This is a genomic window from Micromonospora sp. WMMD730 (assembly GCF_049178955.1).
In the GTDB taxonomy this organism is placed as follows: Bacteria; Actinomycetota; Actinomycetes; order Mycobacteriales; family Micromonosporaceae; genus Micromonospora; species Micromonospora wenchangensis.
On record NZ_JBMHML010000002.1, the window covers coordinates 7,506,852 to 7,528,979 of the forward strand.

Annotated in this window: 19 protein-coding genes; 6 read left to right on the plus strand and 13 right to left on the minus strand. The window is 72.9% G+C overall.

What is annotated here, in order from left to right:
• The first annotated feature begins 15 nt into the window (after window positions 1–15).
• Complete coding sequence (gene bla / locus ACN265_RS32370) at window positions 16–921, plus strand: class A beta-lactamase (RefSeq protein WP_420119644.1); 906 nt, start codon at window positions 16–18, stop codon at window positions 919–921.
• 26 nt (window positions 922–947) lie between these two features.
• Here bla and ACN265_RS32375 read toward each other — a convergent pair whose 3' ends face one another.
• From ACN265_RS32375 to ACN265_RS32385, 3 genes are read right to left on the minus strand one after another with little or no spacing between them, the layout of a single operon-like run.
• Complete coding sequence (locus tag ACN265_RS32375) at window positions 948–1,913, minus strand: ABC transporter permease subunit (protein WP_421411191.1); 966 nt, start codon at window positions 1,911–1,913, stop codon at window positions 948–950.
• Window positions 1,910–2,809 (minus strand): ABC transporter ATP-binding protein, encoded by a 900-nt coding sequence (locus tag ACN265_RS32380; protein WP_421411193.1) that lies wholly within the window; start codon window positions 2,807–2,809, stop codon window positions 1,910–1,912. Before ACN265_RS32380 ends, ACN265_RS32375 begins: the two co-directional genes overlap by 4 nt.
• Window positions 2,806–3,201 (minus strand): GntR family transcriptional regulator, encoded by a 396-nt coding sequence (locus ACN265_RS32385; protein WP_204925376.1) that lies wholly within the window; start codon window positions 3,199–3,201, stop codon window positions 2,806–2,808. The genes ACN265_RS32380 and ACN265_RS32385 overlap by 4 nt, the downstream gene beginning before the upstream one ends.
• A gap of 219 nt (window positions 3,202–3,420) precedes the next feature.
• Between ACN265_RS32385 and ACN265_RS32390 the strand changes: the two genes are divergently transcribed.
• Genes ACN265_RS32390 through ACN265_RS32405 form a run of 4 tightly spaced genes read left to right on the plus strand, consistent with a single transcriptional unit; the run spans window position 3,421 to window position 7,232 of the window.
• Entirely contained in the window at window positions 3,421–4,683 is a 1,263-nt protein-coding gene (locus ACN265_RS32390) for a serine hydrolase domain-containing protein (RefSeq protein WP_421411195.1), read from the plus strand.
• Entirely contained in the window at window positions 4,684–5,373 is a 690-nt protein-coding gene (locus ACN265_RS32395; RefSeq protein ID WP_421411197.1) for a VanZ family protein, read from the plus strand.
• Between the two features lie 40 nt (window positions 5,374–5,413).
• Window positions 5,414–6,097 (plus strand): response regulator transcription factor, encoded by a 684-nt coding sequence (locus ACN265_RS32400; protein ID WP_421411198.1) that lies wholly within the window; start codon window positions 5,414–5,416, stop codon window positions 6,095–6,097.
• Complete coding sequence (locus ACN265_RS32405) at window positions 6,090–7,232, plus strand: sensor histidine kinase (RefSeq protein WP_420119649.1); 1,143 nt, start codon at window positions 6,090–6,092, stop codon at window positions 7,230–7,232. Before ACN265_RS32400 ends, ACN265_RS32405 begins: the two co-directional genes overlap by 8 nt.
• Before the next feature lie 18 nt (window positions 7,233–7,250).
• On the opposite strand, the gene ACN265_RS32410 is transcribed toward ACN265_RS32405, so the two are convergent.
• Window positions 7,251–10,121, minus strand: a complete 2,871-nt coding sequence (locus ACN265_RS32410; RefSeq protein ID WP_421411201.1) for a CHAT domain-containing protein — start codon at window positions 10,119–10,121, stop codon at window positions 7,251–7,253.
• A gap of 53 nt (window positions 10,122–10,174) precedes the next feature.
• Between ACN265_RS32410 and ACN265_RS32415 the strand changes: the two genes are divergently transcribed.
• Entirely contained in the window at window positions 10,175–10,543 is a 369-nt protein-coding gene (locus ACN265_RS32415; RefSeq protein WP_204925372.1) for a hypothetical protein, read from the plus strand.
• A gap of 832 nt (window positions 10,544–11,375) precedes the next feature.
• On the opposite strand, the gene ACN265_RS32420 is transcribed toward ACN265_RS32415, so the two are convergent.
• The 9 genes from ACN265_RS32420 to ACN265_RS32460 form a co-directional block, all read right to left on the minus strand.
• Window positions 11,376–12,980, minus strand: a complete 1,605-nt coding sequence (locus ACN265_RS32420) for a hypothetical protein (protein WP_421411203.1) — start codon at window positions 12,978–12,980, stop codon at window positions 11,376–11,378.
• Window positions 12,977–13,831: a protein phosphatase 2C domain-containing protein gene (locus ACN265_RS32425; protein WP_421411205.1), complete on the minus strand. Its 855-nt coding sequence runs from the start codon at window positions 13,829–13,831 to the stop codon at window positions 12,977–12,979. Before ACN265_RS32425 ends, ACN265_RS32420 begins: the two co-directional genes overlap by 4 nt.
• On the minus strand, window positions 13,828–14,505 hold the full coding sequence (locus ACN265_RS32430; protein WP_357924500.1) for a vWA domain-containing protein: 678 nt from the start codon (window positions 14,503–14,505) through the stop codon (window positions 13,828–13,830). The genes ACN265_RS32425 and ACN265_RS32430 overlap by 4 nt, the downstream gene beginning before the upstream one ends.
• A gap of 127 nt (window positions 14,506–14,632) precedes the next feature.
• Window positions 14,633–15,751: a polyprenyl synthetase family protein gene (locus ACN265_RS32435; protein ID WP_421411207.1), complete on the minus strand. Its 1,119-nt coding sequence runs from the start codon at window positions 15,749–15,751 to the stop codon at window positions 14,633–14,635.
• Window positions 15,748–16,890: a DegT/DnrJ/EryC1/StrS family aminotransferase gene (locus tag ACN265_RS32440; protein WP_421411209.1), complete on the minus strand. Its 1,143-nt coding sequence runs from the start codon at window positions 16,888–16,890 to the stop codon at window positions 15,748–15,750. Before ACN265_RS32440 ends, ACN265_RS32435 begins: the two co-directional genes overlap by 4 nt.
• Window positions 16,891–16,903: 13 nt before the next feature.
• Window positions 16,904–17,452 carry a cupin domain-containing protein gene (locus ACN265_RS32445; protein WP_204925366.1) on the minus strand — a complete coding sequence of 183 codons (549 nt, stop codon included), beginning with the start codon at window positions 17,450–17,452 and terminating at the stop codon, window positions 16,904–16,906.
• 17 nt (window positions 17,453–17,469) lie between these two features.
• On the minus strand, window positions 17,470–18,585 hold the full coding sequence (locus ACN265_RS32450) for a type III polyketide synthase (RefSeq protein ID WP_420119655.1): 1,116 nt from the start codon (window positions 18,583–18,585) through the stop codon (window positions 17,470–17,472).
• A 112-nt stretch (window positions 18,586–18,697) separates the two neighbouring features.
• A complete protein-coding gene (locus ACN265_RS32455) occupies window positions 18,698–19,456 on the minus strand; it encodes a DUF3050 domain-containing protein (RefSeq protein ID WP_421411211.1) in 759 nt (252 codons plus the stop codon).
• 105 nt (window positions 19,457–19,561) lie between these two features.
• Window positions 19,562–21,145, minus strand: a complete 1,584-nt coding sequence (locus ACN265_RS32460) for an AMP-binding protein (RefSeq protein ID WP_421411213.1) — start codon at window positions 21,143–21,145, stop codon at window positions 19,562–19,564.
• Window positions 21,146–22,128 lie beyond the last annotated feature (983 nt).

A 22,128-nucleotide genomic window follows, 5' to 3' on the forward strand; every position in this document is an offset into this window, starting at 1 on the left:
TGACCTGGAGCAGGCATGATCCCCGCGACACGCAGTCTCGCCGCCGTGGTGGCAGCGGTGTCCCTGAGCGCGTGCGGCACGGCCGGACCCGACAGCCGGCCGGTACGCGACGGCGCGGTGACGACCGCCCCGCCGTCCACGGCCGACCGGAACCACGCATTCCGGCAGCTCGAGGAGAGGTTCGACGCACGGCTGGGGGTCTACGCGATCGACACGGGCACCGGCCGCACGGTGGAATACCGGGCCGACGAGCGGTTCGCGTACTGCTCGACGTTCAAGGCCCTGGCCGCCGCCGAGATCCTCGACGGGACCACCGACGCCGAACTGGACCGGGTGGTGCGGTATTCGGCGGACGACCTGGTGACCTACTCACCGATCACGGAAAAGCACGTCGCCAACGGCATGACACTGCGGGCGATCGCTGACGCGGCCGTGCGCCACAGCGACAATACCGCCGCCAACCTCCTGCTGCGTCGCCTCGGCGGGCCGCCCGGGTTCAGGCAGAAGCTGCGCGAGCTCGGTGACGGGATCACCGAGCCGGTCCGCTCCGAGACCGCGCTCAACGAGGCGAAGCCGGGTGACCGCCGCGACACCAGCACCCCCCGGGTCCTGGCCCGGGACCTGCGGGCGTACGTCGTCGGCGACGCCCTCGAAACGGCGGACCGCGACGTGCTCACCGGCTGGCTGCGGGGCAACACCACAGGCGACGAACTGATCCGCGCCGGTGTCCCCGACGGCTGGATCGTCGGCGACAAGACCGGTGCCGGCGGCTACGGCACCCGCAACGACATCGCGGTGCTCTGGCCCCCGGACCGTGCGCCGATCGTCCTCGCGGTGCTGTCCACCCGCGACACGAAGGACGCCAGCTACGACGACGCCCTCATCGCCCGGGCGGCCGAGGTCACCACCGCACTCCTGTGACCGGATCAGGAAGGGGCGTCGTTCGCCTAGATCATGCGGCGTCGTACCCGCCACACCACCACAGCGACCAGGGCTGCCGCGACGGCGACGAACAGGGCCGCCTCGATGAACTGGAACGTCCAGAACCGGTCGGCCGGGTGGTAGACCCCGAACTGCTGGACGCCCCGGGCGTGCAGGAACTGGTTGAGGTTGGTGCCGGCCCGGTCGGCCGCGTCCTCAAGCTCGTGGTACTCGGTCGAGCTGAGCCTGCGCCCGGTCGCGTCGGCGTAGCCCTGTTCGATCGTCCAGTCGGCGACGCCGGGCCCGGGTCGGTGCCCGGTGCCGCCGACGGGGACCGGCTGCATGGCGGTGAGCGGGGTGGCGTACGCGGGGCGGGCCACCAGCGCCACCGACATCCGGGCGGCGAGGAACGCCCCGAACGCGACGCCGAACGCGGGCAGGCTGCGCCGCAGGATCGCCCCGGCGGCGGTGGCGACGGCGAACGCGAACAGTGCGTACGCGACGGGAACGACCCCCTCCAGGTCGAACGCGTCGTACTGGAACCGCCCTTCCCACGCGTCGAACGGCTGCCGGAACCAGGTGAGGACCGCGGTGAACGTGCCGGTGAGCGCGACGGTGACGCCGGCCAGTGCCACGAGCTTGGCCGCCAGCCAGCGCATCTGCGGCACGGCCTGCGTCCAGGCGAGCTGCCAGGTGCCGTCCTCCAGTTCGCGGGCGAGCAGCGGCGCGCCGAGGAACGCGCCGATGACGACGGGGACCAGGTAGAAGGCCGCGAGCAGGTTCTCGACGTCCCCGTACCCCTCGTCGAGCCGGCGGAAGGAGGCCGTGCAGGCCCCGTCGAAGCCGGCCTGCCCCGCGCACCGGGCGGGACCGCCGGGGAACAGGTCGTGCGCCTGCGTCCCGAACACGAGCAGGGCGATGCCGAACATGCCGACGAGCAGGCCCAGCACGCAGACCTCGGTCCGGTGCTGCCGCCAGATCAACCAGGTCATGCCGGCACCCCCGGGGCGGTCGCCGTGCCCGCCCCGGACGGCCGGCGCAGGTACGCCAGCACCAGGTCCTCCAACGCGACCGGCTGGGCCTGCCACCCGGGCGCGGTGGGGAGCGCGCCGTCGCGTACCAGCAGGGTGGTGTGCCGGTCGCTGTGGACGGCCTGCACGACGGTGTCGGCCCGGTCCACGTCGGCGGCCGTGCGTGGGCCGACGAGCAGCCGGTGCTCGGCGAGGAGGGTGTCGATGTCGCCGGTGAGCGTGACCCGGCCGTGGTTGAGCACGACCAGGTGGTCGCAGACGCGTTCCAGCTCGTGCACGACGTGGGAGGAGAACAGGATGCTCACCCCGCCCTCGGCCACCGCGCCCATGAGGACCTGGAGGAACTCGTGCCGGGCCAGCGGGTCGAGGCTGGCCACCGGTTCGTCGAGGACGAGCAGGTCCGGCCGCTTCGCCAGGGCCAGCGCCAACGCCACCTGGGCCTGCTGCCCGCCGGAGAGCGCACCGGCCTTCCGGTCGAGCGGGATGCCCAGCTTCGCCAGCCGGCGTTCGGCCAGCCCCTGGTCGAACCGCAGGTTGCAGGCCCGGCCGAAGCGGAGCAGCTCGGCGACGGTGAAGCGCTTGTACAGCGGGTGGTCCTGGGCCAGGAACCCGACCCGGGACAGCGTCTGCGGGGTGCTGGCGGTGACGTCGTGGCCGAGCACCTCCACCGTCCCGGTGCTCGGTGCCAGCAACCCGACGACCAGGCGCAGCAGGGTGGTCTTGCCCGCGCCGTTCGGCCCGACCAGGGCGGTCACGCCGCCCGCCGGCAGGGTCAGGGTGCAGTCGCGCAGCGCCCAGCCCTTGCGGTAACGCTTGCCCACCCCGTCGGTGCGCAGCGCGATCCCGGTGTCCGTCACGCCACGTCCTCGTTCCGCGTCTGCTGGTGGACGGAGGTGAAGAGCGCGGTGACCGCCTGCTCGTCGAGGCCGGCGGCGTAGGCGCGCCGCAGCCAGGTCGCCAGGCCGCGCCGCAGTGAGGTGTACGTCGCCGGTGGTATCACCGCCGACTGCTGCTCGTTGACGAACGTGCCCTGGCCGGGTCGGCCGGTGACCAGGTTCTCCTGCTCCATCTGCCGGTACGCCTTGGCGACGGTGTTCGGGTTGATCGCCAGGTGCTCGACCACCTCGCGGATGAGCGGGAGGCGGTCGCCGGGCCGGAGGAAGCCCAGCAGCACCGCCTGGCGGACCTGCTGCACGAGTTGCAGGTACGGCGGCACGCCGGAGTGGGTGTCGAGCCGGAAGACGAACACGGGAGCCCCTTACTGCTTTACTAGCACCCTAGTAAAGCAGTAAGGGGCCGGTCAACACCGCCACACCGGCCGCAGACCGGTCGGCCGGCGGTACGCCGTATCGCGGACGTACCGGAAAACGCATACGCCCGTGCAACGTGCCGGCGTCTTGACTACGGCCATGAGTTGGAGCACACCACCGTCAACGCACGAACCGCCGACCGGGCAGGGAGCGTGACCATGAACGCGGATCCCGTACGGGGTGTCGACCGGCGGCGGCTGGTCACCTGGGGTGGCATGGCCGCCGTCGGGTTGGTGGCGGGTGCGCCGTTGACGGCTGCCGGCACCGGCCACGCCGGGCCGGCCCGGCGTGGCTCGTCCGGGCGCGACCGGGCCCTGCCGGACACCCGGCCAGGCGGGGCCTACGACCGGTACGTGGCCCGGCTGGCCGCCGAGGGCAGATTCTCGGGCGTGGTGCTGCTGTCCCACCGGGGCCGGACGGTGCTGTCCCGCAGCTACGGCATGGCCGACCGGGAGCGGCAGGTCCGCAACCACGAGGGCACCGCCTTCAACCTCTCCTCGGGCAGCCAGCCCTTCCTGTCGGTGGCCGTCCTCCAGTTGGTGCAGCAGGGCAGGGTGGGGCTGGCCGACCCGGTGGGCACCTACCTGACCGGGCTCGCCGCTCCGATCGCCGAGCAGGTGACCATCCACCACCTGCTCACCAACACCTCCGGCCTGGACGCCCCGATGCCGGACTGGCAACGCGTCTTCCACAGCCGGGCGGAGGTGCACGGGTACCACCAGCAGTGGGTCCGGCAGGCGACGCTGACGGGGGTGCCCGGCACCGGGTCCAACGGCCACCTTCCCGGTGGGGGCGTCGGCCTGGCCATGGCCGCGCAGGTCGTGGAGGCCGTGTCCGGCACGACGTTCTGGGACTACGTGCACGAGCACGTGTTCGGGCGCTGCCGGATGACCGGCTCGGCGTTCTACACCAGGGACCAGTGGCTCACCGACGGGCACATCGCGCACCCGTACCTGCGGCAGGCCGACGGCAGCCTGGTCGACGCCGTCCGCAACCTGGACAGGGGCAGCCTCGACCCGAACATCCCGGGCCGCAACCCGGGCCGGGCCTTCATCGGGTACGCCTCGGGCGACGGCTTCGCCACCGCACCGGACCTGGTCCGGTTCGCCGAGGCGCTGCGCGACGGCACGGTGCTCGACCGGCCGTACGCCGACCTGTTCGCCGGGGCCAAGCTCCCGGGCCCGGTGCCCACGGCGTACGAGGGGTACACGATGCCGGTGAGCATCGTCAACGGCCAGTGGGTGATCGGCCGGGGCGGCGGGGCCGGCGGCATCGGCGCGAACTGGAGCATCTACCCGGACACCGGGTGGGTCGGCGTCATCCTCGCCAACACCGACGGCGTACCCATGCTGGACATCTGTCTGCGGGAGGCCGAGGCCGTCACCGGAGCACCGGTCGGCCAGCCCGGCGGCGGTGGCTGAGTGCTCCGGCGGGACCTTCCGACCCGCACCGCCGTGCTCGCCGGCCTGGCTGTCCTCGGGCTGGCGGGCGCGACGTTCACCGTACGGCGGCCACTGCTGATGTCCGCCCCGACGTGCCTGGCCGGGCGGTGGCACGGCTGCTACGACACGTTCAACGGGGTGGTGCTCATGACCCTGGTTGGCCTGCCGGTGGCGGCCCTGCTGGTGTGGGCGCTGGCACGGCTGCGGCGGGCCGCCGGCGTCACCTCGGCGTGGCGCAGGTCGCTGGCCGAGGTGGGCATGGTCTACGGGACGGTGCCGTTCGTGTGGATGACCCTGATGCCGGGGGCCGCGCCGGGCGTCGCCCCCGGCCGGGTGAGCCTGGTGCCGCTACGGGACCTGGTCACCATGGGGCCGATCGGGATCGGCGGCAACCTGCTGGTCCTCGCGGCGCTGGGATTCTTCGCCCCGATCCGGTTCCCGGCGCTGGCGTCGGTGCCGCGGGCCCTGGCGCTCGGTGCCGGCTGCTCGGTCCTGATCGAGACCGCACAGTACGTCCTGTGGCTGGACCGGGTGTCGTCGGTGGACGACGTGCTGGTCAACACCGTCGGTGCCGGGCTGGCCGCACTCGCCTCACGCCGGTGGTGGCGTACCCCGGGCAGGGTGCCGCCCCGTCCCGCGCCGGCAGCGGCCGACCCGGGGCCGGCATGAGCACCCCGGTGCCGCTGCCCGCCGACCATAGGCTGCCGACGTGCGCGTACTGATCGTGGAGGACGAGCCGTTCCTGGCCGAGGCCGTCCGGGACGGCCTGCGGCTGGAGGCGATCGCCGCCGACATCGCCCCCGACGGCGACACGGCTCTGGAACTGCTCGCCCTCAACCACTACGACCTGGCGATCCTCGACCGCGACATCCCCGGCCCCTCCGGCAACGAGGTCGCCCGACAGGTCGTCGCCTCCGGCAGCGGCATGCCGATCCTCATGCTCACCGCCGCCGACCGGATCGACGACAAGGCGTCCGGCTTCCAACTCGGCGCCGACGACTACCTGACCAAACCGTTCGACCTGCGGGAACTCGTGCTCCGGATCAGGGCGCTCGACCGCAGGCGCGGGCACGCCCGACCCCCGGTCCGCGAGACCGCCGGCCTGCGGGTCGACCCGTTCCGCCGGGAGGTCTTCCGCGACGGACGCCACGTCGCGCTGACCCGCAAGCAGTTCGCCGTGCTGGAGGTCCTCGTCGCCGCCGAGGGCGGGGTCGTCAGCGCCGAGGAACTGCTGGAACGGGCCTGGGACGTCAACGCCAACCCGTTCACCAACGCCGTCCGGATCACCGTCTCCACCCTGCGTAAACGGCTCGGCGAGCCGTGGATCATCGCCACCGTGCCCGGCGTCGGCTACCGCATCGACACCGGACACCCGGGAGACGGCCGTGGCTAGGGCGCCCGGCCTGAGCGTCCGGCTCAAACTGACCCTCAGCTACGCCGGGTTCGTCATGCTGGCCGGCGGTCTGCTCCTCGGCACCGTGTGGGTGTTCCTGCTGCGGTACGTGCCCGAGGTGATCGACGCCCCCCGGCTGCCCACGCCGGCACCCGACAGCTCCCCGCTGCCCGCTCCCACCATGTTCGTGCCGGACCGCTTCGACCTGCTGCGCGCCTTCGCCCCGAGAGCGGTCCAGGTGCTGGCGATCCTGCTGGTCTTCGGCCTGCTGGGCGGCTGGGTCCTGGCCGGCCGGATGCTCGCGCCGCTGACCCGCATCACCCACGCCACCCGGGTGGCGGCGGCCGGGTCGCTGTCCCACCGGGTCCGGCTGGAGGGCCGCCGGGACGAGTTCCGGGAACTCTCCGACGCGTTCGACTCGATGCTCGAACGACTCGAATCCCACGTCGCCGAGCAGCAGCGGTTCGCCGCGAACGCCTCGCACGAACTGCGTACCCCGCTGGCGATCTCCCGTACCCTCCTCGACGTCGCCCGCCGGGACCCCGACGCCGGGCCGGCCGAACTCCTCGACCGGCTGCACACCGTCAACCAGCGGGCGATCGACCTCACCGAGGCGCTGCTGCTGCTCGGCCACGGCGACCGGGGCACCTTCACCCGTGCCGACGTCGACCTGTCCCTGCTCGCCGAGGAGGCCGCCGAGACGCTGCTCCACCTCGCCGAACGACGTCGGACCACCCTGGAGGTCACCGGCGGGGCGGCCCGGACCAGCGGCTCCGCCGAACTCCTGCTGCGGATGGTGACGAACCTCGTGCAGAACGCCGTCGTCCACAACCTGCCCACCGGCGGCACCGTGACGGTCCACACCGGGGCGTCCGGCGACAACTGCATGCTGCGGATCGAGAACACCGGTCGCCGGCTCCCGCCCGAGCTGGTGCCGACCTTCACCGAGCCGTTCCAGCGCGGCACGGAACGGGTCCGCACCGACGAACACGCCGGCTTCGGACTCGGCCTGGCCATCGTGCACAGCATCGTCCGCGCCCACGCCGGAACCCTCGACCTCGTCGCCCGCCCCGACGGAGGTCTCACGGTCACGGTCCGGCTCCCCGGCATCGGCCATCCCGACGGGCCGGGGTGACCGGCCGGCCCGGGACTGCTACGGACCGGTGTGGATCAGCGCCGCCCACACCTCCGGACGGTCCGGGTGCGCACGCCGTACCCGGTCGATGGCCCGGTCCAGCGCGACGGCCGCACCGTCGGCGTCCAGGCGGCCCCCCGCCTTCAGCCCGGCGTAGACGTCGTCGGCGACCTGGGCCGCCACCCGGTCGGAGACCGCCCACTGGCTGCCGATGACGTGCCGGAAGCCGGCCATCTGCAACGCCGCGGTGAGGTGGATGCCCTCGTCGGGCAGGTCCCGACCACCGGCCGCGGTGCGGCACGCGGACAGGTAGGCCAGGTCGCAACCGCCGGCCGACCTGCTACGGGTGGCGAGCCGGCCGGCCAGCTTCAGGACGCTGAGCTTGCCGTCGACCAGGCGGAGGGCGGCGGCGCTGGGCCGCTTGAAGTCCTGGTCGCCGTGGCAGGCGAAATGCGCCCAACTGTGCTGCTCGAGCGCGGTCAGCACGCCCTCGACGGTGGCGCTGCGGCCGGAGAACACCCGCAGGCCGGGCACGTGCGAGCTGACCGCGCGCAGCTCGTCGCTGACCGCGGGCAGCGGCGCCTGGCCGGGCAGGGTGCCGAGCCCCACCGCGAACGCCTGCGGCGCCCCGTCCGGCGTCGGGGTGGCGCGGGCGCGCAGCAGCGCTGACAGGCTCGGGGTGTAGGACGACACGCAGCGGGCGGCGACCGAGATCCGGCGTCTCGCGGCGAGCGGGGCGCTCGCGCCGAACCGGCCGGCGGCGTGCAGCGGCAGCATCGTCAACGGCCCGGTCGGGCACCACCACACCCGGTGCCGCCGGTCCGGACCGCCACCGAGGATGTCGTCGAGGGCCGCGCAGACGGACTCGCCGACGGTGTCCCAGAGCCACCGTTGCAGGGACACCAGCGTCTGGCGCAGCGCGGCCCGCTCGACCGGCCCGCCGCCCTCCTCCACCGCCCGCTGCACATCGAGGAACGCCACGGCCAGACGCTGCGCGGTGTCGTGGGACAGCCACGGCAACGGCACGGCGCGTACCCCGTCGGCGGTGACGATGATCGCGTCGCTGCGCCAACGGGACGTGTTGACCAGCACCGCCGCCCCGCCCGCGCAGGCCGGCTGGAGGGCGGCGAACGACGGCGGGTGCAGGAAGTTCTCGAAGCCCGGCAGGCGGCGGGCCTCGGCCGCGAGCTGCTCCCAGCGTTCCGCCAACCGGCGACGGTGACCGGCGTCCTCGGTCCCCGCGTGGTGCGGTCCATCCAGCGCACCGGCCAGCAGGTCGCGGCCCAGCTCCCAGCCGGGACGGGCCGGCAGCTCGACGACCGGGGACGCCCCGGTTCCGTCCAGCTCCCGACGGGTCCGGTCGAGTTCCCCGGCGAGCGCGGGCGCGACCGTGGCCAGCGCGGACAGGTCGCTGCGGGTCTGCAGGGCCTGCGACCACAGCACCTGACGGCCCTGCTCCAGCAGCTCCACCGCGCGGTGCGGCTGCCCGGCGGCGATGGCCCAGGCAGCCGCGTCACCGGCCAGGCCGGACACCGCGGCCAGCCGTTTCTCCTGCACGGTACGGTCCAGCCCCCGCCACGCGAGCAGCGGCAGCAGACCCACGGCGGTGCCGTACGCCTCCAGGGCCAGCTCGGCGTCACCGGCCTCGGCGGCGGTCTGCGCCCAGGTGCGGGCCGCGGTCATCCGGATCCCGACGGCACCTGCCCGGGAGGCCGCCGACGACCGCCACATGCCGACCGCGGCGTCGAGGTCGGCCGGGTCCCGACCGATCAGGTAGCGCGTCCGCAGTGCCGTGCCGAGCACGTTGAGGGCCCGCGCCCGGTCCGGGTGGCCGGGGGAGAATCCGGCCAGCGCGGCCATGCCGGTGTCGACGGCGTCGCTGACCCCGGCCGGGTCGCTGCTCATCCGGGCCCGCACGAGCAGCGAGTGGGCCAGGCTGACCAGGTGGCCGGCCCGTTGGGTGCCGGCCGTCGGCGCGTCGGCGGCCTCCCGGGAGCTGCGGATCGCCTCGTCCAGGTGCGCCGACGAGTTGCTGCTGAGGCCGTGCATGACCAGCAGGACGCCGTGGGTGGCGAGCAGTTGCGCGCGGACCGTGCCGATGCTCGGCAGGTCGGCGACGACCTGCCGGCTGACCTGGACCGCCTCGCGCAGGTCGGCGTCGTCGTCGCCGTCCAGGTTCACCCAGCGTTGCATCAGCGCGATCGCCAGCACACCGTTGAGGGCGGCCCGGTCGATGTGCCGTGCGGGAATGGTGGCCAGCCCGCGACGGCAGTGCGCGATCGCCTCGTCGAGGTCACCCGGGCTGCCGGTCCGGGCGAACCGGGTGACCAGGCAGAGCGCCAGCAGCTGGTGGGCGGTGAGCACGTGGTCCGGGTCGGTCGACCGGTGCACCTCCCGGCTGAGCCGGACGGCCGTGTCGATGTCCGCCACCTGGCCGAACCTCTCGGAACCGAGCCGGTACACGTTCGCGCAGCGGAGCAGCACGTCGATCCGCAGCGGATCGTCCTCGCCGACGGCGGCCACCGCGACGTCCGCGTGCCGCTTGGCCAAGGACAGGTCCGACACCTCGCGCCGCTGTTCGAACCGGAAGCCGACGACCATGGCGAGCTGGGCGTTGACGTACGCCCACCACGGATCGTCAGGTGGGGTCAACGCCGTGGCCCTCCCGGCGGCGGCCACCGCGGCGTCGAGCTGCTTCGGGTCCGAGGTGCGGCCCCGCAGCATCAGCACGGTGGAGAGCGCGGCGAGCGCGTCCACCCGGGACGGATCCGCCGCGAGCAGGTCCCGCGCCACGCCCTCGGCCCGGACCAGCCGCGACTCGTCGCCACTGTCGTTGTAGGCGGCGATGAGCGCGTCCACCGCATCGATGGACCGCTCGGACGCTGGCACCGGCTCAGTAGATTCGACGGCGGCTCGGGCGTCAACCGACGGGAGTGTCGTACATGGAGCAACGCCGTCTGCTGGCCTCGTTGTGCGCCGCCGTACCGACCCTGCGCGAACGTGCGGAGGCGGGGGCGTGGAGCGACCTGCTCGACGAACTCCTCGACGAACTGGCCGCCGGCAGGCCGGTGGTGGAGGTCTGCCGGCAGCTCGGCTGGACGACCGGGACCGAGACCGAGCGCAGCATCGGCGTCGGCCCGTCGGACCACGCCGAGGGCGCCCGGCTGGAGGGTCTCGCGCCGGTGGTGCTCGACGGCGACTACCGCTGCCCGCTGCACCGCTGCTCGCGCCGGGCCCACCGGGACGACCGGGGACGGGTGCCGCACTGCGCGCTCGCCGACACGGCGATGACGTACCGGTCCGAGCCATGATCGAGGTGCTGCTGGGCGAGGTCGGACGGCGGATCAACGACCGCTGGCTGACCCGGGCGCTCGGCCCGGCCCTGCTGTGGCTCGCGGTGGCCGCCTTCGCCGTGCTACCGGGGCGTGATGCCGTCTTCGACGTACCCGGGGCGGCGCTCGCCGCCGCCGACGCCGTCGACCACCTGCGGGAGCGGGTCGGCCTGGCCCTGGTGGTCGGGGCGCTCGTCGTCGCGGCCGCGGCGGCGGCCGCCGGCTGCGCCCAGGCGGCCGGCAGGGTCGTCCGCCACGTCTGGCTGGGCACCTGGGCCGGCCCGGCCCGCCGGCTGGCGACCGCGTTGACCGCCCGTCGGCGGGCCGCCGCCGCGCGCCGGCTCACCGCACGGGCACGGGTGGTTCCGGCGGTGTACCTGCCGGCCCGGCCCACCTGGATCGGCGACCGGATCCGGCTCGCCGACGACCGGGTGGCCGCGCAGTACGGCCTGCGCCTGGGCCTGATCTGGCCGCGCCTGTGGCTGCTGCTCACCCCCGAGGGGCGCACCGACGTGATGCAGGCGCGTGACCGGCTCGACCGGGCCGTCGCCTGGGCCGGCTGGGCGGTGCTCTGTCTCGCGCTGACCCCGTGGTGGTGGCCGGCGGTGGTGCTCGGCGTGACCGTCGGTGTCGTCTCCTGGCGGCGGGCCCGGTCGGCGGCGGGCCTGTTCGCCGACATCGTGGAGGCGACCGTCGACCTGCGGCACCGTGGCCTGGTCGCCGAGCTGGGTTTCCCGGTCGAGCAGGGGCGTCCGCTACCGCCGTCCACCGCTGCCGCCGTCAACGACCTGCTGCACAAGGGTGCCAGCGGTCACGGGCAGTACGACCGGGTCGGCGCGGAGAGCGAGCCGACACCGTACCCGTCGTCGTCGGTGACGAGCGACAGCCGGGAGCGCCAGCAGCCGGCCGACGAGCCGGCACCGTCCGGGTCGAACACCACGTTGACCTGAGGGTTGCCGTCGGTCGCGGTGCGGATGCCGATGATCGTCGCGACGGGGAACGGGCCGTTCTTCGCCAGGGTGGCGGCCCGGGCGAGCTGGGTCCGGCTCCGGTCGTCCAGGCGTGGCGAGTCGGTGTTGATCCCGCACAGGAAGCCACGGACGGCGGTGACCGAGGACTTCGTCCGGGCGGACGTCCGGTTCAGACCACTGCCCACCCTGACGTCGGTGAAGAGACAGGGCCTGGCCAGCGGAAGGAGCTTCTCCAGGTCGAGCCCGGTCCGCAGGGGCAGGCCGGGATACCGGGTCGCCCCGGCCGCACCGCCGGTGGGCCGGGTCAGACCCGGGATCCCCGTCGGCAACGGGGGATAGGACGGCTGCCCGATCAGTCCCGTCGGGAGAACCGGCCTGGTCGGGTAGGGCCTGCCCGGGGAGTCGTCGTTGCCACTGAGCAGGCCGGCCAGCACCGCGACCGCGGCCAGCGCCGCGACGGCCAGACCCCAACCCCGGCCGGCCGGCCGGGCAACGGCCATCGCGGACGCGGGGACGACGCGGCGGACCGGGTCCGGGCGGGTCGGCTCCGGGCCGTTCGGGGCGGTGGCGGCCCGTTGCGGCGGTGCCGTCGGCGGGGTGCGGCGGATGCTCCGCTCCAGCGCGTCCGACCACTGCTGCGGGGCGGGCCGCAGGTGTGGGGCGGGGTCCAGGCTCCGGCCGGCGAGGGTGACCAGCTGCCGGTCGAGTCGGGGCCGGGCCGCCTGCGGGTCACGGGTCTGCTGGTCACCGGCGAACAGGCGCACCGCGAGCAGCCCGAACTTGTACGCGTCGGTGGCGGGCGTGGCCAGCTCCTCGGCGTCCGCGTCCGGCACGTGCCACTCGGGGGTCTCGGCCTGCGCCAGCACCGAGTCACCGTGCAGCCGCATCGCGTCGCAGTCGATGAAGTAGCACCGGGGCCGGGAGTCGAGGCTGAACAGCAGGTTGTTCGGTGACAGGTCGCCGACGCAGACGCCGAGCCGGTGCAGCAGGGTCAACGCCTCGCCGGTGTCCCGCAGCAGTTCCAGGCGCATCCGGTCGTCGATGTGCAGCCCCCGGTCGAGCAGATAGTCGTCGCTGTTCAACAGGTACTGCACCTGGGCCAGGACGGTGTCCGGTCCGCGCGGCAGTTGGATGCGGACCCGGAACCGGTCGGGTACCCGTGGCATCAGGAACCCACGGACCACGCCCTCCTTGCGGACGATCGCGGTGGGCCAGGCGGCGAGACCGAGCAGCGTCTCCGCATCCGGGCCGGCCCCGGCGGTGAGCCGGACGAAGCGGTTCAACGTGGTGACGTCGACGTCGTCGACGAACCGGGTCGCGTACTCCTTGTAGACCCACCGGGGGTCCTCGGTGAGGGCGTAGACGGTGCCCTGACCGCCGGTGCCGATGCGGGTACGCGGGCCGAGGGCGGACAGGCTCACCTCGGGTGGCAGCGGGCCGGTCATGACGGCTCGGGCGGCACCGGCCAGACGGCCAGCACGGTGCGGTCGTCGTCCCAGGACCCGCCGGTGAAGTCGAGCATCCAGGCGAGTCGGGTCATCGCGGGAGGCGTGGTCAGCGCGTCGCCGAACAGCCGCCCGAGGTCCCCGGTGCCGTGCCCGAGCGGCTCGGCGAAGCCGTCGGTGGCCAGCACCAGCACGTCGTCCGCAGTGAGCGTCACCGTCACCGGGCCGACCTCGGCGGGCACCCGGGGCAGGGCGGCGACGCCGTCCGGGAGCAGTTCGTCCTGCGGGTCGGCCGGGTCGGTGAACAGCGGCTCCCACCCGCCGTCGCGCAGCCGCCAGGCGGCCGAGTCGCCGACCCGGACCAGGTGGGCGACCGCCCGTCCGGGGCCGTCCGGCCGGACCAGAGCGACGACCACGGTGCTGGCCAACAGCGACTCGGCCCGCTGCGGATCGGTCTCGCCCAGTTGCCGTCCGGCATACTCGACGAGCGCCCAGCCCGCGCAGCGCAGCAGGTCGTGCCAGTCGACGGGGTCGTCGGCGCGTTGCAGGTAGTCGACGACCGTCCGGCACACCATGGTCGCGCCCAGGTGGGACAGCGGGGCGTTGGAGACCCCGTCGGCCACCACCGCGATCACCGAACCGGCCGCCGTGGCCAACGCGAAGTCATCCTGCCGGGGTACGCCGGACGCCCGGTGGCCGGGCCCGCGCACCGAGGCCGCCCGTACCTCGAAACCGGCCGCCGCCCAGCCGTCGGCCACGGTGTCCGGCCGGTACGGCTGCGTCTGCGGGGCGCGGGACGGCACCTGCGGCCCCGGCACCCCGATCAGCGGCGGCACCCAGTCGAAGCTCACACCACGTCCACAGCCATCCGGAAGCTGTCCGGCCGCTCCACGACCAGCTCCGCGGTGTCACCCCCGACGGCCTGCCCCGACCTGATGACGCTGCGGGTCAGCGCGGTGCAGAACTCGGCGATCGCGAAGCCCACCTCGACCCCGGGCGTGGCCACGAACGCGAACTCCGGCCGGGTCGCCACGTGCAGGATCGTCTCGGCCCGCGCCTCACCGATGCCGCACGCGATGATGTTCGGTGCGGTCGGGGTGCGCTCCCGGTCGGTCAACTCGGCGTAGACCGGCTCCCACTGGCCCGGGTCGGTGGGCTGCCCGTCGCTGAGGAAGAACACCGCCGGCCGGTGCACCGCGAAGCCCTCCCGCTTGAGGGCCCGTACGTCGGCCGGGATCCGGTCGACCAGCAGACTGAACGCGGCACCGTAGGAGGTCCCGGCGCGTACCGACAACTGCGGCAGCGCCGTCTCGTTGCGCAGGTCGGACAGGGCCGAGTGGACGATCACGTCCTCGGAGAAGCCGATGATCGAAAACCTGACCTTGGCCGCCGCGAGGGGCTCGCGCAGCAGGGCGTCGTGCAGCGACTGGAGCCCGGCGTTCAGCTCGCCCACCACCGGTGTCATGGAGACGGACTCGTCCGCCACCAGGTAGACCGGCAGCACCCGCCCGGCAGTCTCCGCCATGCGTACCCCCAACCGTCGTCAGTGGACGGCTTCAACGTAACACCGTGCGTCTATGTGACGACGGCGGTGCGCGACGTGCCGCCCCGCCGGGTCGCCGGGAGGTGGCGTCGAGCGGCGTCGAACCCGCTCACCAGCGTCGTTGCGTCGCGCTGACCGCCATCGCGGCGAGCCCACGACGACCGTCGGACGTGGCGTCGCTGGCCTCCAGCACGGCGAGGGCCCGCCCGGTGCGGCGGGCGATGTCCCGCTCGACGTGGTCGACCGCGCCGATGTCGGTGAAGATGCCCCGTATGCTGCGCAGTTCGTCGGCCGTGAGACTGGTGCCGACCTTGGCCCGGAGGTAGGCCGCCGCCGCCCGGTCGCGCTCGTCGGCGAAGCGCAGGGCCGTGGCGAGGAGCACCGTCCGTTTGCCCTCGCGCAGATCGTCGCCGGACGGCTTACCGGTCAACTCCGGGTCGCCGAAGACCCCCAGCAGGTCGTCGCGCAACTGGAAGGCGACGCCGATGTCGACGCCGAACGCGCGGTACGCGGCGACGAGACCGGCACCCGCGCCCGCGACAGCCGCGCCGATGTGCAGCGGGCGCTCCACCGTGTAGGCGGCCGTCTTGTACCTGTCGATCCGTAACGCCGAATCGACCTCCTCGTCGTTGCCGGCCTCGGCCCACAGGTCGAGCAGTTGGCCGGCCAGGACCTCGGTGCGCATGGCCGACCAGACCGGGCCGACCCGCTCGTACGCCTCGACCGGGAGACCGGCGCCGCGGATCATGTCGTCGGCCCAACCCTGGGCCAGGTCCCCGGCGAGGATGGCGCTGCCGGTGCCGAACGACTCCGCGTCACCCGGCCAGCCGTGGTGGCGGTGCTGTTCGGCGAAGGCCACGTGCGCGGCGGGGTGACCGCGGCGGGTCGGTGAGGCGTCGATGATGTCGTCGTGGATCAGCGCCGACGCGTGGAGCAGTTCGAGCGCGGCACAGGTGTGACGGACCGCCTCCGCGGTGGGGCCGGCCTCGTCGCCGCCGGCACCGATCCACCCCAGCCAGGCGAAGGCCGGCCGTACGCGTTTGCCGCCGCGCAACACGTGACCCTCCAACTCGGCGACCGCGGTGGCGAAGCCCGGCCCGATCGCGTCGGCCTCCGCCCGGCGGTCGACGAAGAACCGCCGCAGCACGGCGTCGATCGCCTCCGTGCTCACGGCCACCCCGGCGGCCGGACCGGCCCGGTGCTCCACGACGGGTGGACGGGTGTTCACGCCGCTCCCGCCCGGGTCCGGGTGCGCAGCGCGGTGCGCAGGGTCGCCACGACCCGTTCCACCTGGCCGGGGGTGAGTTCGGCGTGCATCGGGATGGCCAGGTTGCGCCGGGCGAGGTCGGCGGAGACGGGGCAGTGCTGGCTACTGGCGTAGACGGGTTGTCGGTGGCTGGCCCAGGTGCCGTGACCGCAGCCGATGCCGTGCGTGCGCAGGGCGGTGGCGACGGCGGCGCGGTCGACGTCCGGATGCAGGGTGACCAGGTAGGACTGCCAGGCGTGGCTGCGGTCGTCGGGTACGTGCGGCAGGGTGACGAGGTCCTCGTCGGCGAGCAGGTGGGCGTAGTGCGCGGCGACGGCACGGCGGCGTTCGAGGAGTTCCTCGACGCGGCTGAGCTGCACCTGGAGGATCGCCGCCGCGATGTCGGACAGTTTGTAGTTGTAGCCGATCTCGGTGAACTCGGGAATGGGGAGGCCGACGACCTGGGCCTGGTCGAAGATGCTGCCGATGCCGAACGAGGAGCGCAGGCGCGCGTCGACGGCGAGGGCGGGATCGGTGGTGAGCAGGGCGCCGCCCTCGCCACTGGTGATGCCCTTGCGTCCGTGGAAGGACAGGCACGCCACGGGGGCCAGGGCACCGGCGGGTCGACCGCGGTAGGTCGCGCCGATGGCGCAGGCGGCGTCCTCGACGAGGAACAGCCCGTGACGTCGGGTGAGGTCGTTCAGCTCGTCGTAGTCCGCCGGCAGGCCGAGGGTGTCCACGGCGATGACGCCGACGGTACGGGGGCCGATCAGAGCGGCTACGGCTTCCGGGTCGACGGTGCCGGTGTCGGGGCGTACGTCGGCGAAGACCGGGGTGGCGCCGACGTAGCGGGCGGCGTGGGCGGGCGCGGGGAAGGTGTAGTCGGCGACGATCACCTCGTCGCCCTCGGTGACGCCGAGGGCGAGCAGTGCCAGGTGCAGGGCGGCACCGCAGTTGCTGACCGCGACCGCGTCGGCCACGCCGTACCGGCGGGTGAGGTCGGCTTCCAGGGCCTTGCCGCTCGGTCCCTGGCCGGCCGGCCAACCCGAGGAGAACACCTGCGCGACCGCGGCCAGTTCCCGCTCGCCCAGACTCGGTCGGACCAGAGGAATCGCGTCCACTCTCATCTCCCCACTACGCCGGATTGCCGTTGGTGCCGGTCAGGGCCGGGAGCCCGTAGCGCAGGGGGGTGATCTGGTCGACGTCGTACCTGTCGCGCAGTCGCTGCACGGCGTCGGGGTCCACCGATTTCCCTGCGGAGAAGATCTCCACGATCTCCTCGAAGTAGTTCTCGTGGTCGGGCGACGGATGGCTCTGGAACAGCATCCGCGCCGGCTCGTCGGTGGAGTTGCGGAACGCGTGCGGGCAGCCGGCCGGGACGAACATGCAGCTACCCGGACCCGCCGTCACCACCCGGTCCCCGTCGGCGGACGCCCAGTCCTGCCATCCGTGCGGGGTGCGGGTGGTGGGTTCGAACGCCAGCAGGTCGAGTCGGCCGTCGAGGACGTAGAAGAACTCCTGCGCGTGGTGATGGGTGTGCGCCCCGACGTCGAAGCCGGGTGGCACCACCACCTCGAAGATCGACGTGGCCGAGCCGTGTGCCTCGGTCACCTTGAAGGTGACCTCCTGTGCCTTGGTGATCAGCTTGCGTCCCTCGCCGGGTGGGACGATGAGGCCACTCATGCGATGGTCCCCTTTCCCTAGACCAGTTCCGGGTCGCGGTGCGGAACCGCGGCGGCGGGGGGTGCCAGGTCCAGTGCCGCGCGGGTGTCGGTGCTCCAGCTGCCCACCGCCATCTCGGCGGTGATGCCGGGGCCGAAGGCCGCGATGATCCCGTGGTCCCCCGGGGACGGCGGGTCCTCGTCGAAGAGCCTGCGGGCGGCGTCGAGGACGACCGCGCTGGCGATGTTGCCGTACTCGGTCAGGGTCGCCCAGCTGTGCCGGAACATCTCCCGGTCGACGTCGAGGAACTTGGCGAGGTCGTCCAGGATGCGCGGACCGCCGGCGTGGATGAGGTAGAAGTCGAGGTTGCCGACGTCCCAGCCGTGGCCGTCGGTGAAGCGGCGCAGCACCGGGGCGAGGGGTTCCATCGTGCCGGGCACCCGGCGATCCAGCTGGAAGTGGAATCCGGTGGACCGGACGGCGTAGGAGATCCAGTCCTCGGTGTCCGGGATCAGGTACGAGGCGTTGCGTTCCAGCGTGATGCCGGTGCCACCGTGGCCCCGCACCACGGCGGCCGCCACCGCGTCGCCGAACAGCCCGTCGGACAGCAGCGAACCGACCCCGTCGTCGGTGGGTTGGTAGCAGAGCGAACAGAGCTCGCAGGAGACGATCAGCACGTTGCCCCCGGGGTACGCGGTGCAGAAGTCGTGCGCCCTGTTGATCGCCGTCCCACCGGCCGCGCAGCCCAACTGCGCGATCGGGAGCTGCCGGGTGTCCGGTCGGAAGCCCATCGTGTTGATCAGCCAGGCGGTCAGCGACGGCATCATGAAGCCGGTGCACGACACGTAGATGATCGCGTCGATGTCCCGCGCGGTCACCCCGGCGTGTGCCAGGGCCTGCTCGATGACGCCCGGACAGCGCTTCTTGGACTCGATCTCGTAGATCCGGTTGCGCTCCTCGAAACCCGGGTGGCGCAGCGCCTGCTCGATCGGCTGCACGATGTGCCGCTTGCGTACCCCGGTGTTCCCGATCAGTCGGAGCGCGAGCGGAAGCTGCGGGTTGCCGGCGTGGACCGTCCTGGCGAACTCCAGGGTCTCTTCCATCGTGACGACGTGTTCCGGTACACCCACCGACGGCTTGCACAACGTAGGCATCTCGGGAATCCACTCTCTCTCGGCATTCGGGGGTCACCGGCCGCTGGCCTGGTCGAGGCGTCCGGGCACCCAGGCCCGGTCCCTGACCGGCGGTCCGGCGGGACGTGATCGGTCAACGAACTGCGTCGAACTCCGCGAGCACCCCGTCCCAGAGGCCGATGCGTGCCCTGATCGCCGCGATGCTGACGGCGGTGGCCTCGGCCTCACGCTGCGGGTCGCCGTCGCAGAGCGCGGCGAGCAGCCGCAGGGCGAGCGGCCCGTGTTCGTCGTGGTCGAGGGCGATGTGGCGGTCGAGGTAGTGACGGAACACCGGCGCGTTGGCGAGTACGTCGTCGACGTTGGCGCGGACCGCCGAGAAGACGTCGGGCAGCAGGTTCTCCCGGCCGTGGCAGAACGACGACGCCACCTCGTGCGGTGCGCCGTCCAGCGCCACGGTGAGGGTGTGGCCGACGAAGTCGCGGACACTGGGCGGGATCTGCTCGTCCTTGAGCGCCGCAGTCGGGCTGACACCGCGGTCGAGTGCGGCGAGGAACCCGTCGATCGGCGCGGTGTCGGCGCCGATCTCGTCCATGGCCCGTCGGTACAGCTCGAAGTGGCTGACGTAACCCCCGCCGATGTCCTCGTCGGTCTCCTCGGCCAGGACGATCTCCAGGATGAACCGGCCGTGCTCGGCGTGCCCCCGGGGTCGCCAGGGCAGGGTCACCGAGGTCACCTCGGTCTGTAGGCGCTTGAGCAGGGTGAAGAAGTCCCATACGGCGAAGACGTGGTGCTTCATGAAGATCCGCAGCCGCTCCTCGGTGGAGATCTGCGCATAGAGGGGGTGGTCGATCAGCCTGGCCCGTGCCGTGTCGAACTCAGCATGCGCGGTCAACTTCTTCTCCCGGTCAATCGATGGGACGTCGTGGGGGTCAGCCGACCCGACGGGGACGGCCGGCACCGTGGGTCGGGCCCGCGACCGTCGACGTGGCGGTGCCCGTCAGCTCCGCTTCTCCAGCTCACCCTGGAGCCGGTGTGACAACGCGATCCGCTGGACCTTCAGGGTGCCGGTACGGGGCAGGTCGGCCTGGGGGATCTGGATCGGCGCGGCCAGTTGGGGGAACCTGGCGGCGGCGGTACGCCATCGGTCGAGGTCGAGCGGCTGGTCGTCCCGGGTGCAGATGACCGGGATCGGCTCGGAGTTCGGGCCGGGCACCACGACCAACTCGGTCAGTTCCTCCAGTTCCCCGAGCATGACGTCCTCGACCTCCAACGCGCTGCGCAACCCGGGGATCATGTCGACCTCCCGGTCGAACATGTGCAGGCAGCCGAGCCTGGTCCGGTAGCCGACGTCCCCGGTGCGCCACCACTCGTCGTCCCGGTTGGTGTCGTACCGCTCCTGCTCGGCGAAGTAGGTCTTGGCCAGGCCGGGCCAGGCGACCTCGATGAAGCCGGGATTCGTCTCCGAGGGTCGCCTGCCGTTGCGGCTGACCACCCGGATCCGCGCGCATCCCGGCATCGCCCAGCCGACACAGCGGCCGTTCGCCCGGTGGGCGGAGTGGCGGAAGTACGGTCGGCCGACGGCCGGGCCGACCTCGCTCTGGCCGTAGATCTGGAAGAACAGCGCTCCCCGCCGCTCGGAGGACCTGAGCAGCCGGCTCATCGTCCGGGGGTGGATCGCGTCGAACGTCGTGCTGAAGTACTTGATCGACGCGAACGGCTTGCGCCGGTCCTCGGTGAGTCGCTCCCACTCCATCAGCGAGTTGGGGAGCACCTCGATGAATCCCGGCCGGTTGGCGAGGAACAGGTCGGCGACGCGGTCCGGATCGGACTCCCGCATGAGCAGTACGGGCATCTCGAAGAACAACGCCAGTGCCATCGCTGCGAACATCCGTGAGTGCACGAAGGAGATGTGGATCGCGACCGTCTCCCGTCGGCGCATCAGCGACAGCAGCCGCCACTGCGGCGTGAGCCGGGCGCCCATTGTCTGCGGCGTGTGCACGACGAGCTTGGGCAGTCCGGTGGTACCCGAGGTGTGGGTGATCATCGCTGGCTCGTCGAACTTCCGGCACACCGGTGTGATCCGCGGGGAGCCGGCGAGGTCGGCGAGCGACGCCGTACCGGGGCGGTGCCCCGTCACGGTGACCACCCGCCTGGTGAGTTCGGCGAGTGGCACGTCGGCCAGGTCGTCGAGCTTACGGTCATCGGTGAGCAGGTTCGGCTGCTCCAGCCGGCCGAGGAGCGCGCCGACGGTGGCGGCGTCCAGGGCGGGCGAGAGCAGCACGGGCACCGCGCCGACGCGCGACGCGGCGCTCGCCAGCACCCAGACGTCGAAGTTGGCGCTCTTGTAGATCGCGATCCGTTCTCCCGGTCGTACCCCGGCCGCCCACAGCCGGGCCGCCAGGTCGTCCACGTGGCCGGCGATCTCGGCCACCGTCAGCCGCCGGCCCGCCTGCGGGAGGACGTCCAGGTCGTGGTCGAGGGTGAGCAGGGTGGACCTGTTCCGGGCCGCGGCCATCTGCGGTACGAGACCGAGGTGCAGGCCGTCCTTCCGGATGGAGCGGTGGATCGCGGAGCCCTTCATCTGAACCGCCTCCTCGGGATCTCTGACGGCCGTTCGGGCCGTTGTTGCGTACCGGTGCGTGTGAGGGGTCCGCGCCCCTGCGGCGCGGGGTGCACCGGCCCGGCCGGGTCGATCGGTCCGGGACGCCGCGACCTCGATCGGGAGGAGTCGCCGGTGCGTGGACGGTGCTGGTTCGGTGACGCGCCGGCCCTGCTCTGCTACGGCTGTGCCCATCTGCGCCGGTCGACATCGGTCCCGGCGGCGTCCTGCTCCCGCTTCCGGGTGCGCTGCCTCGCACAGCATCGAGTACGGGGCTTGACCCGGACTGTCCGGCGGCTTGGTGCCGGCTTGGTGCGGTCTTGGACCAGCGCGCCGGTCAGGCGATCCACCGGCGCTCCACACCCGGTCGTCTCGACGTCCCGTCCTCGCCGCCGGCCGGTCCGGCGTGATCTGGCCGATCTGGACCGGCCGGGCGACCCCGGTGTCCGGGCGCGGTGCCGCCGGGCTGCCGGGTGGCGAGGAGGTGAGGTGCCCGTCGCGGTGGTCGTGCACGGTCTCCAGCCGGTCCCGGCGGGACCGCCCCGCTTTTCTGCCCGGGGCCAGGTATCCGACGCGACACTTTCGTGCCTGCGGTACCGCCTTGATGTCGACCGGGGCTGCGGTTCGTCGGAAACCGTTTTCGAGGCGGTTTCGTCGGCGCGCTCCCGCCCTACCCTTAGGGGAAACCGTACTCCGTCGCCGGCCGGCGGCAGTCTCCGTGAGTTCGACCATATGCGCCGGGTGTCGCGTATTGGTGAGGTCGACAGGTGGGAGAGCCTGTCCGGGGTCGTCCCCGGGGGCCGCTTGCCGAAAATTGGCTTGCAATAACAATTGATCACCAGTGCCGGTGTCGTCGATTATCCGATCACCGCGCCGGGTGGTCCGGTCGGCGGGCCGCGTCAAGTCGATTCCAAGTCGACACCAAGCCGATGGCAAGAGGGATGCCCGAAAATGGTGCCGCGCAG

Bases quoted from the DNA above. Each gene is read 5' to 3' on its own strand.
- bla (WP_420119644.1), top strand. From the start codon at position 16: ATGATCCCCGCGACACGCAGTCTCGCCGCCGTGGTGGCAGCGGTGTCC.
- ACN265_RS32375 (WP_421411191.1), bottom strand. From the start codon at position 1,913: ATGACCTGGTTGATCTGGCGGCAGCACCGGACCGAGGTCTGCGTGCTG.
- ACN265_RS32390 (WP_421411195.1), top strand. From the start codon at position 3,421: ATGAACGCGGATCCCGTACGGGGTGTCGACCGGCGGCGGCTGGTCACC.
- ACN265_RS32415 (WP_204925372.1), top strand. From the start codon at position 10,175: ATGGAGCAACGCCGTCTGCTGGCCTCGTTGTGCGCCGCCGTACCGACC.
- ACN265_RS32420 (WP_421411203.1), bottom strand. From the start codon at position 12,980: ATGACCGGCCCGCTGCCACCCGAGGTGAGCCTGTCCGCCCTCGGCCCG.
- ACN265_RS32430 (WP_357924500.1), bottom strand. From the start codon at position 14,505: ATGGCGGAGACTGCCGGGCGGGTGCTGCCGGTCTACCTGGTGGCGGAC.
- ACN265_RS32445 (WP_204925366.1), bottom strand. From the start codon at position 17,452: ATGAGTGGCCTCATCGTCCCACCCGGCGAGGGACGCAAGCTGATCACC.
- ACN265_RS32450 (WP_420119655.1), bottom strand. From the start codon at position 18,585: ATGCCTACGTTGTGCAAGCCGTCGGTGGGTGTACCGGAACACGTCGTC.
- ACN265_RS32460 (WP_421411213.1), bottom strand. From the start codon at position 21,145: ATGAAGGGCTCCGCGATCCACCGCTCCATCCGGAAGGACGGCCTGCAC.